Annotated in this window: 12 protein-coding genes; 3 read left to right on the plus strand and 9 right to left on the minus strand. The window is 44.8% G+C overall.

The annotated features are described in order from the left end of the window. Positions 1-106 precede the first annotated feature (106 nt). From LRP50_RS23775 to LRP50_RS23795, 5 genes are all read right to left on the minus strand, one after another. Positions 107-946, minus strand: coding sequence for an esterase/lipase family protein (locus tag LRP50_RS23775; protein WP_274166907.1), 840 nt, complete (start codon positions 944-946; stop codon positions 107-109). Between the two features lie 438 nt (positions 947-1,384). Beyond that, a complete protein-coding gene (locus LRP50_RS23780) occupies positions 1,385-1,801 on the minus strand; it encodes a GNAT family N-acetyltransferase (protein ID WP_274166917.1) in 417 nt (138 codons plus the stop codon). 316 nt (positions 1,802-2,117) lie between these two features. Then, positions 2,118-3,386, minus strand: coding sequence for a mechanosensitive ion channel family protein (locus LRP50_RS23785; RefSeq protein WP_274166908.1), 1,269 nt, complete (start codon positions 3,384-3,386; stop codon positions 2,118-2,120). A 140-nt stretch (positions 3,387-3,526) separates the two neighbouring features. Further along, positions 3,527-3,832: a DUF6482 family protein gene (locus LRP50_RS23790; protein WP_274166909.1), complete on the minus strand. Its 306-nt coding sequence runs from the start codon at positions 3,830-3,832 to the stop codon at positions 3,527-3,529. Between the two features lie 191 nt (positions 3,833-4,023). Beyond that, positions 4,024-4,218, minus strand: a complete 195-nt coding sequence (locus LRP50_RS23795; RefSeq protein WP_274166910.1) for a hypothetical protein — start codon at positions 4,216-4,218, stop codon at positions 4,024-4,026. Between the two features lie 421 nt (positions 4,219-4,639). On the opposite strand from LRP50_RS23795, the gene LRP50_RS23800 reads away from it, so the two are divergent. Then, positions 4,640-5,791 (plus strand): DUF5666 domain-containing protein, encoded by a 1,152-nt coding sequence (locus LRP50_RS23800; RefSeq protein WP_274166911.1) that lies wholly within the window; start codon positions 4,640-4,642, stop codon positions 5,789-5,791. 222 nt (positions 5,792-6,013) lie between these two features. Further along, positions 6,014-8,833 (plus strand): DUF2339 domain-containing protein, encoded by a 2,820-nt coding sequence (locus tag LRP50_RS23805; protein ID WP_274166912.1) that lies wholly within the window; start codon positions 6,014-6,016, stop codon positions 8,831-8,833. A gap of 38 nt (positions 8,834-8,871) precedes the next feature. On the opposite strand, the gene LRP50_RS23810 is transcribed toward LRP50_RS23805, so the two are convergent. Beyond that, entirely contained in the window at positions 8,872-9,348 is a 477-nt protein-coding gene (locus LRP50_RS23810) for a M15 family metallopeptidase (RefSeq protein WP_274166913.1), read from the minus strand. 136 nt (positions 9,349-9,484) lie between these two features. Beyond that, positions 9,485-10,450 (minus strand): alpha/beta hydrolase, encoded by a 966-nt coding sequence (locus tag LRP50_RS23815; protein ID WP_274166914.1) that lies wholly within the window; start codon positions 10,448-10,450, stop codon positions 9,485-9,487. A gap of 429 nt (positions 10,451-10,879) precedes the next feature. Between LRP50_RS23815 and LRP50_RS23820 the strand changes: the two genes are divergently transcribed. Then, on the plus strand, positions 10,880-11,155 hold the full coding sequence (locus LRP50_RS23820; RefSeq protein ID WP_274166918.1) for a hypothetical protein: 276 nt from the start codon (positions 10,880-10,882) through the stop codon (positions 11,153-11,155). Positions 11,156-11,440: 285 nt separating this feature from the next. Here LRP50_RS23820 and LRP50_RS23825 read toward each other — a convergent pair whose 3' ends face one another. After that, entirely contained in the window at positions 11,441-12,115 is a 675-nt protein-coding gene (locus LRP50_RS23825; RefSeq protein ID WP_274166915.1) for a hypothetical protein, read from the minus strand. Further along, positions 12,105-13,326, minus strand: a 1,222-nt coding sequence (locus tag LRP50_RS23830) for an RHS repeat-associated core domain-containing protein (protein ID WP_337992930.1), incomplete at its 5' end; no start/stop codon positions are given. The genes LRP50_RS23830 and LRP50_RS23825, both read right to left, overlap by 11 nt.

Consider the following 13,326-nt stretch of genomic DNA (forward strand, 5'->3'; position numbering starts at 1 on the left):
TTGTCACTCCGTTCTGTGACAATCAAGCAAACAGAGCCAACACTTACGTAAGCTCTGTTTAATATGCTGATATGGATGTACAACAACACTGACGACGGCAAAGAAGCTACAACAGCGACGCTAAGTGTTCCGAAAACTCTGGGGTACGTAGGTAGCCATACGATTTATGCTCGTTTTTCGGATAATCATTGCAGACCAAATAATCCTTCACCCCAATATTAGTGCTATTTTGGGTATAGTCGTCCGCTAGATGAGTATCGATACACACATAGTCACCAGGATCAGAGAAATTTACCCAAGAACGTTTTACACATGATGGGGTACGCAGTTGGTTACGATGGTTCAACATGTTCCCCTGTACTGCAGCCATACCAAGTGGCGAGCCCATCGTGATCAAGTGGTCAATTTGATAGCCTGTTTTGCCCATATCACGCAGCACTTCGTAGGCAATAATAGTGCCCATAGAATGGGAAACCAAAATGACTTCGTCGTCTCGATGTTTCTTTAAGATATCTTCCAATCGATTGTTCACACTGAGACGAAAATCTGGTTGGCTATAATATTTACCCAAATCTCTCAATAATTTCTTGGCAACACTTCGTGCAAGCTTTGAAAACACGCCGCTGTACTCTTCAACGCTGTCAACGACGCCTTCAATCCAACCGCTCGACAGGTTTCGTATCCGGTCGAAAAAACCCTTTTTGTAACGCTTGATACTGCCCGGCTTGGCTTCTATATATGGCTCACTGTTATCAATATCGTTCACGGGGCCGCTGGTATAATGAAGATCAGCGTAATACGCCATCTCAACTTTTGTATCCCCCAATGATGTCAACGATGTATTGGCTCTCAATCCCTCTTGAATCGCTTCAATCCAATTGTCTTTTAATGTCACAGGCGCAGGCTTATTTGAGCGTCCATGAATCAATACGATTACCTTTGCCATCTGTTTCACCTTCTCTTTACATATTCTGCATACGCAGTGTGGAATATAAGAAAAGCGTAGATTGGCACAGCCATTCAAGGTGTCTATATATAGCTACAACAGACAATGAATTTTCTTCGATACACAACGCATGAATAGATGAAGAAACGTCAGAGCATGAAAAGAATTGAGACTCATCGAGAATAAATAAAAAATTCTCTGTCAATCGATAGAAACCGATTGAGCAGAGAAAAACTTACAGCAAGGAGTAAACGTTTATTGTCTGTAGGACATGTGCCTTACGCACACTTATCTTATTGCAAACCCCTTGCCAGTTTTTTATTTCATTGATTTTAAAGAAATTAAATAAAACGACATGATATTAGGTACTTCATAAGCTCGATTGTAGTGCACAGCTTGCACCGCCCTGCTGCGCCCGCTTTTATTTTGGCGAATACCTCATTGTTCTAACTGAATATTCATTCTGAAATACGGAATATCACCTTTATAAAAACGCTGGCCTTCAGGCAACATGCCAAAGCGCTTATAAAGACTCATTGCCGATTCTCTGGCATCACACCAAAAATTTTCAACACCTTGGTCAGACAAAATGTTGCCATTAAGTATGGTTGAAAGCACAGCTCCCCCAACGCCTTGTCCTTGGTACTCAGGCAGCGTGGCAAATTTTCTCAGTCTAGCGCGATTGCCATCAATGAACACCGACGCGACACAAACAAGTTGCCCTTCAATGAACGCTCCTAGGTGCAATGCATCAACATCTCCGTTTAACTCGCAAAAAGAAGCGGGGTTCTCTGGCCACAAAACACGATGGCGAATATCAATCGTTTCTTGCCAAGTGATTTTTTTAATGTCGATATGCCTGTTCTCCTATCAATCAATTTTCTAACAAACGCTAGCATGAAGACACGCAAAGAACGAGCGCACAGTCACTATCTACATGAGGCCACCCCGCCGATATTAATCAAACGGTCAATAGAAAAATATTGAATAGTCTACGCAGTGCATAAAGATAAACTAAGGAACTTATTGAGACGAGAAATATTGAGGAATGTCGCATTAATTCATGGAGTTAGTCTATATATTCACTCCATTGAATATGCTGTCGGGCACACCCTACGACTGGACGATTTCGTCTTCGCCCGACAGCACCTCTCTTGCGTAGTCACATGAATCAATCGATGTTCTGTGTACCAATACTTCCCGCATCATACCCCCCAAACTTCTGAAAAGGTCGTAAGCCAAAAAGGGGCATGACGGCGTAGATATGATCGAAAATATCAGCCTGCACACCTTCATAAAATACCCAGTCAGTATTATTGGTAAACGCGTAGATTTGTAGCGGCAACCCTTCAGACGTTGGCGCAAGTTGACGCACCATAAACAACATATAAGGGTGAATATCTTTATGAGAACGAAGATAGGTGGTTAGGTAGGCTCGAAAAACACCAATGTTGGTCATTTTCCGAAGGTTGGCCACATGGGGAACATCGTCGAAACTGTCATTAAATTCCTTTATCTCGCGGGATTTTTCAAACAAAAACTCACGCAAGATGCGTATCTCTTTTAGCGCTTCAATTTCATCGTCTGCCATAAAGCGAATCGAGTTAACATCAATATTCACCGATCGAATGATCCTACGACCGCCTGAATCCGACATGCCCTGCCAGTTAATAAATGCATTTTGTACCAGCGCATAAGCGGGCAACATCGTGACCGTGTTATCGAAGTTACGCACTTTTACCGTGGTGAGCGACACCTCTTCCACCGAGCCGTTTGCGCCATAATCGTTCATCTCAATCCAATCATTCAAACTCACCATGCGGTTAGCAGCAAGCTGGATCCCTGCGACAAACCCTAAAATGGTGTCTTTGAACACCAGCATCACCAGACCCGTCGCAACCCCTAAACCACTGAGAAAAATAATGGGAGATTCGTTGGCGAGGATCGAGACTGAAACAACAATGCCGACAAAGAAAGTGAAAAGCTTTATCAGTTGAACAAAGCTTTTCACTGGCATACGGCGTGTTACGCCCTTTTTCTCTGCGATGTCATGCAATGCATCGAGCAGTGAAAATATCATCCAGATGAACATCACTAACACGGTTACTCCGAGCAATCGGTCAGACAGTGTAGCGAGTAGCTCGTGATGCGTAAGAATGGGAGGAACCAACAGATCGAGAAGCAAGGTAGGCACAAGCAGCGCCATTTTTTCCAATACTTCGTGTTTGGTCAGGCTATTTCCCCACGATTTTTTGTTTTTGCTGATAGCAAAATTAACCGTGCGAACGATTACCCGATGAACGATTAGGTAGCTGATGAGCGACACGCCTATCGCGGCGAGGATAAAGATAACGGTAGGCTCTGTGCCATAGGGGTCGGAATCAAGCCCCATGGAAGTCAATTTGTCACTGACATAACTGCGAACCCCGTGATCTAACATGTGCACTCTCCCTGCTACTAATGACTGTCTGAGCGACATTAAGAGGCAGGATGAGCGTCTTATAGTTACTCGAGCTTAAGCCTAACAGGCGCATTTCAACTAGGGTGAGGCAGTTTTGATACAAGGATGCTTTCGTCAAGCTAATACAATTTGTTATCACTGATTTGAACTTCTAATCGGTTCCCTTTTCCTTTACTCGGGCCGCCAACCATTTCGTCATACGCACTCTCTTGACGCATGATTTGAGTGTTAGCATTGATATTCTGGCACTGCTTTTGGATTTCTAACAAAGAGTGAGCACGAACCAAATTACCAATGTCGTCAGTCACCATGAACTCTTTATCTCCAATTACCACCGAAGCCTGATACAAACAGAGATCAAGTGAATGGATAACCAATACATCAATATCCCTAACCTTTGCTAATGTGCTTAGTGTCTTTTTCATCGCTGCCCTCTATGTGTCATTTTATGTACTTACCACCGTTATTGGGGTTTACGCACACCAGCAGCATAAAGTTTAGTTTTCGCCAATATGCAGCGGCTTATCCAAACGAAAAACGGTGCCGTCAGGCACCGTTTTTCTTTGTTCATCACACACATTCATCGTGAGCCGCTTTCTGCAGATCTATTCAGCACTCAAATATACTCATCAATAATGATGCTATCTCGGCGCTCCGCATTATTTCGGCGATCATACCCTTGGAACTTCAAACGATTTTCTCTGCGCTCACGCGGACGCCGACGCTCAATCACATACAAGCCGTCAACCAACTGCGTGTCAATCGCATCGTACAAACCATCATAAGAATCAAGGTAATTTTTAACTTTCATCTTCCGCCCTCTTTCGCCCAAATGCTCTCAACCAATGATGCAACACCACACACGCTGTTGGATGCACTCACATTCAATCGAGTTATTGGTATGCCTCTTCACCGTCAATGCGCATTGTGGTTCATAGTGTTACACCGTAGGCAAGATGACTCCAGCAGGTTCATTCGAAGAATAAAGATGATTCTCGCTAGTGGAGCGTCACTCCAATATTGAGACGATAGCCTGCTGTTTAACATGTTTTCGCTGCCTTTACTGACCGATTCCCGCTGTTTTTATAGACAATCAACCACTTATAGCACCTGAGAAATTGAAGCAAAATCACATCTGACAAAACCCTGACATTGTTGCTGATATTCAAGCAAAAACCCTGTGATAGATTCCGCGCCGAAAATTAAGCACTTTGTCTTTTAGGGACTTTTGAATGAAACGATACGCAATGATTCCCCTGTTAACCCTGACTCTGGCAGCTTGTGGTGGCGGCAGCGAAGGTGGCGACACAACTACCTCACCAACTCTACCAGCATCAGTAGAAGGTAAAATCGAGCAGATTTCTGGAAATACCGTGACCGTTAACGGGCATCAGTATCAAGTTGAAAGCGTCCAATACCTTGGTACGGACATTGCTCCTGAAAAACTTGAAACCAACTTAATGGTCAATGCAAACACAACCTCTCGCGCTCAAACAGGTGCGCATATTGAACTAGAGCCAACGTTTACAGGGCGCATCGAAAAAATCGGTGAGCCTAAAGGCACATTTACCATTAACGGCATTGAATTAAGCTTTGCTGCTCTTTCGCCACGCATCCACAATGGCGATTGGGTCATGGTGTCGTCACTTCCAACCGCAAACGCCGGTTACAAAGTGCTTTCTGTCATTAGTTTCGACTTTGATGACGAAGGCATGGTGGAAGCTGAAGGGCGTATTTCATCCATTGATTTCAACAACGGCACCTTCAAGATTGGGAAATCTCTCACCGTACTCTTTGATGAAAAGCTGGCTAACAATCCTAAGAAGCTGCGCAACGGCACATGGGTCGAAGTCATTGGCACTTACAACGAATATGAAGCTGAGTTGACCGCTACCGAGATGAAGCTGAAAAATTACAACGACATAAATGGTCGTGGCGAAATTGAAGGCGTTATCACTTGGGTTGCTCGTGATAAGAGTAAGTTTGAACTTAACTATCGCGGAACGTTTGATGTTCACCCATCAACTAAGTACGACGATGGCAACCTCTCATCTCTGCGCATTGGTGCGGAAGTCGAAGTCGACTACATCAGTAAAGGTGACACACTGATCGCCAAAGAAATTGAATTTGAAGATGGTGATGGTGATTTCGATTGGGACGCCTTTGAGTTTGAAACCGAAGGCACTGTGTCGAATGTGAATACTGACGAAGAGACCTTCATGATAGAACTGAAAGGCGCAGAAAAAACCATTCATATTGATGCGCTAACACGCTTCGAAGATAACCTAACTTTAGAATCTCTTGATGGCGAGTTTCTGGAAGTAGAAGGCGTGATCATCAGTGGTGATTACGTTGCGCGAGAGATTGAAAGAGAAGACGACTAAGTCGAACCTCTGAATGACAACAAACACACTAAAGGGGCTTTCGCCCCTTTTGTCATTTAGGTCAATGTAAAACGGCAATTCGAGGACTCAAAAAACTTCGATGGAACTTCAAAGTCTGTAAACTTATTGATACCAATAAGGAAAATCCCCCAGGAACGCCGATGTATGGTGACCTTTTGGGATAGCATTGAGTATTCAAAGTAAGTTAGGCAGAGTTGAGACATGGACTTGTTTATATTGATAGCCGTCGTTTTCGCCGTGGTCGCTATGATCACTGCAGTGAAAGCGTCAAAACGCACATACAAATTGGAGCAGGATCTCTCCGATTTACGCGCCGAACTTACAGCGCTTCGCGCCAGTTTCGTCAAAGCCTTTGGTGAAACAAAAAGCGCCGAAACTAAACCACTAAACGACATTCCTGAGCATAACACCCCATTGCATGAAGCCTCTGACAACGAAGAACACGCCATCAGCGCGAAACATAACGCGCAAATAACAGAAGCTATCCGGGTAACTTCTCATTCAATAGAGCAAACCGCTGAGACCAATTCAGATCATCAATCTGAGCTAAGTTCAAATCAAGTAGCGGATGCACAAAGTACGGTGTCTCACGACGATTCCGCTCCCCTTCAACCTCTTGCTGAAAATGCCATACAGGCCGAGAATGCTCCCAAAGAACAGCATGACAAAGAACCCCTTTCCAATACCTTTGATCGCGGGATAAGAAAACTCGAAACGAGCTTTCGTGAGAACTGGTTAGTCTGGATGGGTGCGCTAGCAATGTTGATCGGGGGCGGATATCTAATACAAGTTATTGGCAGCCGTATCGAGTTTTCGCCTTTAATGCGCGTCGCTATCGCCTTCTCGCTGTCAGCCGTCACGATTATCGCTGGGGAGTTTTTCCACCGAAAAGAACAAAAAAACAGTGAACGCGCTGCGCGATCTTCCAGCTTTACCTATGTGCCCGCCGCAATTACTGGCACTGGGATAACGGGTATTTACTGCACGGTCATTTTCGCCTTTGTGTTCTACCAGCTACTTGCACCGAGCACCTCACTCTTTATTCTTGCTATCGCCGCTTTTGCCAGTTTGGCATTGTCGTTACGCCAAGGGCCGCTAATGGCAGTACTCGGCTTAGTGGGTGGCTATACCGCACCATTTTGGATTGGCGGTTCAGACCCAAATTACTTTCTACTGGCTGGATACATCACCTCGGTGACAACAGCAGGGACCGTGCTAATGCAGAGGGTTAAGCGGTCATGGCTAGCACCAAGTGTATCTGTGCCTCATACATTGTGGATGTTGTTACTCATTGAGTCGATTCCCCAGCAGCAAGTCTTCAGTTGGGTCGCTATTTTTCTCTCAATCACAGCATATCTGTTGTTTGCCGTCCCTCGCTTGGGTTGGTCACTAAACCTTCGATACCGTCATTGCCAAACCCCTCAGACCAATCACCCTGTTCTCATGTCACTTGCAATGGTTGTGCTCTTGCTTTGGTCAGTAGACAAAATGACACCGCTATCAGGAACCTCACTGATCTCTATCTATGTTTTCCTTGCGACCTTGTTATGGCTGCCGGCGCTACGACGTGGTGTGTCATTACGGATTTTCTATCCGTCGACCCTCGTCATTTCGTTCGCAACCCTCTTGCTGTCATTCGGACTACTGTTACTCGATCTATGGCTACCTAAACACCAGCTTTTACTTTGCCTTGGTGCAAGTATCATGCTTATTGCATTCCGCACACTGAGTCAGTTTGCCAATGGCGACCGTTCAATCTTTGCCCGTGTCATGCTAATCACACTAGCGCCCGCTCTCACCATACTGACACTGGGTTTTGTTAGGGGATTTATCGCACCGGAGCTCGAGTTCTGGTCAATTTTCACTGTGCTATTGGCGGGGCTATATGTGCAACTCGCTGTTCGCATTCCTGAGCTCAGTCAAAACATTTCCGCGTGCATTCACGGCATGGTGCTCAGCCTCTCTTTTGTTTGGCTCAACGACAGCATGCTGACGACGGCAATCTCCGCACAAGTGGCGCTGATGGCGCTACAGGCACAGTATCAACGGTTCCAACCCGCTTATTGGGCGATCAAGGTCGCGATGGGGGTGTTGGTCGTCCGATTAACACTTCTCCCGTTCGTCCCAGATTGGCAACCCACTGCAGATAGCAGTTGGACATGGACAATCGTCAGTTACTTACCTTCATTGGTGCTATTAGGCTATGCACGTTTCGTGTTGCGCAGAGTAAACACAGACATTTCCAACTGGTTTGAGGGCGCATTCCTACACGTTTTCCTTATCGCCCTATTTACCCAAACCAACTACTGGTTAACAGGCCAATATGGAATAATCACACACCTGGATTTCACTTCCGCCATTGTCTACGCCAATCAAGCGCTCGTTATGGCATTGGTATATGCCTATCGCAGTCGATTTGCCGACAAACTCTCTTTCATTTATCGCGGGTACAGTATCCTGTTGCTCATCGCGTTCGCTGCGTTGGTAGGACAACTCAACGTCATATTCTCACCGCTATTCGTTAATACGGTTTCAGCTACTGCATTACCCGTATTCAACATGATGGCATTGGGTTGGTTGCTTCCTGGCTCGATATTATTAGGTCAGTATTTCTGTCGTATTCCGTGCCATGACATTCCTCCACGCGCTTTTGCTATTAGTGGTATCGCACTCTTCGGAGTATGGTTAATCATGTCCATACGCCAATTCTGGCAAACATCCTCCATGACTATTTTCAACACCACCAGCATGGCAGAAATGTTTACCTATTCCATCACCGGACTCATAGTTGGCGCGGTGCTGACATGGATTGGCGTCACACGCGCTGCGCTACAGGTTCAACGAATAGGATTAATGGTTTTGGGTGGCGTTACCTTAAAAGTGTTCTTGCTGGATATCAGCTTTTTGGAAGGTTTTTGGCGAGCCATCAGCTTCCTTGGCCTAGGTGCCGCATTGATTGCGTTAGGGTGGTTGTTCCAAACGTTGAATAAATCGGTGGCTGAAAAACCCAAGCAGTCATAAAAATCGAGGGGCGCTTGTCGCCCCTCAGCACTGAGGCTCTAACCCCCAGACGGATACAGCGCTTTGGGCAGTTCGAAGTGGGCACCATCAAAAAATGGCTTTTTGTTGGCCCTTCGACAACGCGCTGCATAATCTGCCATCATATCCTCCGGTGAATCTTCACTGTCCGTTAACATCGACCACGAACCGCCCCAGCGAATCTCGACGCCTTTCTCCTGCGCTGCGATGCGAACTGCTTCCGCAATGTTATATATGGGGTCCCACTCCCAGCGCAATTTGCCGTTGATATACGGCACGAGATCTACAGCATGGCCAGTAAGGTGACGAGAGTTCAGTGTTTTACTGGCTCCGCGTGCAACCAGCGCTTGTTGTTCAGCAAATGTCCGCATTCCATCATGCACAGAGAAATCTTGCACCGTGATTTGAATGGCTCGCTCAACAACCCCAACTAAATCAGGATGCACGCCTTTGAGTTCTTGAAGAGAACGTTTTCCGAGTACAAATCCACTCATCATATTTTCTCCACATTTCACCTTGTTTGTGCCACCTGACGATATGGCACAAACACATGAATGTATTGTTGTTAAAACTAATGAACCTAGCCTTTACCAACACACAGCCGCAACTTCAACTTCTTACAAAACTTTAAATTTATTCTTCCAAAATATGATGACGATATTTCTTATCATCAACCTGTACTCGGCCTGTTTTAATGGAACTAAAAATGTGTTCAAACACGGCGCCAGGATTATCGTTATCATCTTCTAGAAAATAGGAATGACCTTTCGGCCAATCGTACTTGGTATTAATGTCATCGCAGTCAATAGCATAAACATTTGATAAAGTCTTACTCATATCTTCAGGACCAGAATGGCCAAGACGCCTTGAAGCCACTTTGTTCTTCAAGTTCGACACTTTACTCGACCGTAATGCAAGATCATCAGACGCATAATAAACGGATACATTTCGTGAAGCTTGGCAAATCAAACGCCCTTTTTGTCCCGGCTCTAAAGACTCATTAACGACATCCGCCGCCACCAAAAACGTGTTTCTAAACAGCAGCGGAATACCACTTGCCAAATCATAGTGGTCCCAAGCAGAAAGGGTTTCTCTGAATACGCGATTACCCATGGAATGCGCAAGCACGTTGATACGCTTGATACAGGGATCCGACTCTGGAACCGAATCTCTCCATTTCATGAAAAACTGCAATGCTCGAGCAAATGAAACTCCGCTCATGTCTGCGGATTTTTGGTCATCCCAGTAATCTTTGACTATGCCGGGGTCATTGTCACAAGGCCAAATCAAAGGGACCACTTTTACCAAGCCACGTTCTTTTCTATCAAACAACGCTTGCAGTTGGAGCGCCCGCGGGAAAATATTCGGCTCCGGCATGTTAGAAAAACCATGAATATAGAAAAGTATCTGTTGAGCACTGTCATCACTTAATTTTGATAGTAAAGCCTGAGAGCCGATCTCTTTATATTGACCTTCTCCATGTCTTTCACAGCAAAATACTGAATTGGAAGGCGCATTGTTTTTAAGATCAAACTTAAAATTCTTCTTAAACTTTTTGCTTACCGCACCTTGCGGCTGTCGATTAGTGATAAATAACATAAATTAAGAACTCCTCTACAGAGAGAAAAAGACGAAAACACCAAGAAATCAAAGCGGAAGATTGTGAAATAAATTTTTCACCAGTTAGCAAGAGAGTTAAAATATAGGAAAAACATAAAGCTCAAGATGTCTTAATTCTTGTTCTATGTATAAACCTCAACTAGAAAGTTCGATATATATGAGGAAAGGCGTCATTCAAAGAGACGTCACTACATCGCTAACCGGAGCGCCCGACAAGCGTTGTGTCGCCCAAAGAATTCCCCAAGAAACCTAAAGATGCAGGATTAAGGTTGCATGAGAAGAGGCTTTTTTGTTTAAAACATCATCGACTCATATTACTCTGTTTCAAAGACATATAGCCGCGATGTTCTCATGGCGCGGCATGCCATTGAAAACAGATTAGGTAAGGAGACAAGATCAGTGAAGGTGATGCAATTTTTTAAGCAGTTGAACAATAACCTGATTGGCAAGCTTCACCGAACCAGCGAATTTCAACAAAGAATGTGGATTGTGAACGTGCGAGAAAACACGCTCAACAACGACACCTTTGTGATCAGCGAAGACAGTTTCTCAGAGCCTATGCAATGGATGAAACGCCACAACTACGATGACTACATGATTGATGAACTCGACCAACTCAAGCTCTCCGAATCAGCTACCTTCAAGATTGGCAACACTGAGCATTGTTTGTTTCGGGTGAAGTAGCCTCTCCTCTTCTTAAACGTCAAAGAGCACCAGGCGTCCGTTTACCCGATAGCTAACCCTATTATTTTTCATTGTTTTATTTTGCTCAGGCCATTGCCTGATATTTGTGCTGTGTGAAACTCAATTGCAGTTTAGATTTCTTTTTATAATTCTAAAACTGAGCGCTAGAAATCCAACGTTCCCTCTTTATTAAACGTTTAACGAAGAGGTGAAGACACTCCAGTTAATAAGGTTTTTTGGCTCTCTATTTTCAATTATAAAAATAAAGAATTATAAATCATTCATTTAGTCATCGATTTCCACATATTCGATTTCACACTCTGTAGGGTATTTTGAAAACACTTCTTTCATTACTTCAAGACTTTCTCCGGACTCTAAGGAGTAAAAAATGATAAACTTACCATCTTTCCGCCCAAGTGTTATGTCTTGATACCCCCCTGACATTTGTAGTTCTTTAAACGCAGTGTTAATAAAATCGATACCTTGTTCTCTCAGTTTACCATCCGGTGAAGCTTCATAGACTTTATCATCAATGTACTCATCTATGCTCTCAAGTTCAGAGTCGAAATAGACCTCAACAACTTCTGGTGCTCTCTTCCTGAGTGCTTTAACTTGTTTTTTCTTTGCTTTCAATTCACCAACTTCATCTTCGTTGGACGCCTCTTTATAGGCATATAAATCAACGATAAAAGCTTCAAATGTGGCGTCATTTCTTGCAATGAATTCGGGCTCTGCATCACCTTTCCCATGAGCTAACCCATATACGGAGTCAGCGTTCAGAAGAATGGCATCTCCAGTTATCTCGACAGCGAAAGGTTCCCATTCTGGCAGCCAACCGCCCCATGACTTCGGGGAAATTTTTGCTTTCCCTTTCTTTGCACTTTCAAAAACCTGCCACCCCAGAATTGGGATGGCTCGGCCTCTGCAAAGATTGAATAGCATTGTGTTTCTAGTAACCATTAGACCTCTGTCCTTGGGTATTGGATGGAAGTTTGAAATCTCCATCATGAGCATCCAAATGCTCCTGGCGATTCAAGGGTTGTATATCTCTGGGATCCGTTGCTTTGCCAGGATGGTTTTGAACCTCATAGTCATGGTGACCCTGGTCGCCCTTCTTATAAGGCTTACCCATATAATCGTAATCTTTCTTCGAGTCATCAACGCCCCGCCTACGCATATTGTTCAAGAACCGCTCTCTATCTTTGCCTTTCAGAGTCTTGGCTATTTCTTCAACATATTTGTTTTCTAGATCTTGCAGACGATCATAAGCCTTTTTCAGCCTTTGCCCCATTTTGGTGCCACCATATATGTCACCAGCAATTGGAACAAGCTCGATAGCTGTTTCCCACCAAGGCCCATCAAGCGAATCCAGAATATCTGCAAGTTCCTCACCAAACTCTCTAAACTGACTTTTAGTCATATACTTATTGAACCGTTGATTTAGAATTTTTCTCCCCTGAGCTTTGATTGCTTTTTTGATACCAACTTTGGCGGCCATTTTCACAATAACTGATACTGGACTATTTCCATCCGGGTCTTTAAGCACCACGGGATTGTTGTGGCTATAGGCATATAGGTTCAGGTTTTTGGAGTGGTACACCCCTCCGTTAACTGACCCTCCTAAGTAATCTGCCAAAATTGGATCGGTGTTTTGCCACACACTCGTCCGTGGGTCGTAGTAACGCGCACCGAAGTAGTACAGCCCTGTCGTCTCATCCAGTTCTTTACCCGTAAAGTAGTAAGGCGTCAGCTGGGTATTGCTCTTCTCGTGAACCCAGGTTTCACCGAATGGGAAGTACTCAAGGTGCTCGTATACTTCACCGTCAATGTCAGTGATGTAGCTGGAGCTACCAAGGTGATCGCCATGGTAATAGAACTGTTTGGCTTCAAAGTTGATGGAGCCATTACCACCACCGGAGCCGCCACCTGAACCACCGCCGCCATTGCCATTACCACCTGGATCAAGGCCAGCATCGACCATCGCTTGATAAAGCGCAGCTTCTGCAGCTTCCAGATTGCTTTGGGCGACTTTCAGCGCATTGTGTGCCGCTTTCTTATCGCGGCCTTTTGCTGCCTTGAACGCTTCAAGCGATTGGTCATAAGCCGCTTGCGCCGCTTCTACTGCCGCCTGCGCATCCAACACTTCTTGAGGCAGTGCTTCCGATGTGGTG

It is taken from the genome of Enterovibrio gelatinilyticus (assembly GCF_028683095.1).
Classification (GTDB): Bacteria; Pseudomonadota; Gammaproteobacteria; order Enterobacterales; family Vibrionaceae; genus Enterovibrio; species Enterovibrio gelatinilyticus.

Coding starts and splice junctions, on each gene's coding strand:
- LRP50_RS23775 (WP_274166907.1), bottom strand. CDS start 946: ATGGCAAAGGTAATCGTATTGATTCATGGACGCTCAAATAAGCCTGCG.
- LRP50_RS23785 (WP_274166908.1), bottom strand. CDS start 3,386: ATGTTAGATCACGGGGTTCGCAGTTATGTCAGTGACAAATTGACTTCC.
- LRP50_RS23790 (WP_274166909.1), bottom strand. CDS start 3,832: ATGAAAAAGACACTAAGCACATTAGCAAAGGTTAGGGATATTGATGTA.
- LRP50_RS23795 (WP_274166910.1), bottom strand. CDS start 4,218: ATGAAAGTTAAAAATTACCTTGATTCTTATGATGGTTTGTACGATGCG.
- LRP50_RS23800 (WP_274166911.1), top strand. CDS start 4,640: ATGAAACGATACGCAATGATTCCCCTGTTAACCCTGACTCTGGCAGCT.
- LRP50_RS23805 (WP_274166912.1), top strand. CDS start 6,014: ATGGACTTGTTTATATTGATAGCCGTCGTTTTCGCCGTGGTCGCTATG.
- LRP50_RS23810 (WP_274166913.1), bottom strand. CDS start 9,348: ATGATGAGTGGATTTGTACTCGGAAAACGTTCTCTTCAAGAACTCAAA.
- LRP50_RS23815 (WP_274166914.1), bottom strand. CDS start 10,450: ATGTTATTTATCACTAATCGACAGCCGCAAGGTGCGGTAAGCAAAAAG.
- LRP50_RS23820 (WP_274166918.1), top strand. CDS start 10,880: ATGCAATTTTTTAAGCAGTTGAACAATAACCTGATTGGCAAGCTTCAC.
- LRP50_RS23825 (WP_274166915.1), bottom strand. CDS start 12,115: ATGGTTACTAGAAACACAATGCTATTCAATCTTTGCAGAGGCCGAGCC.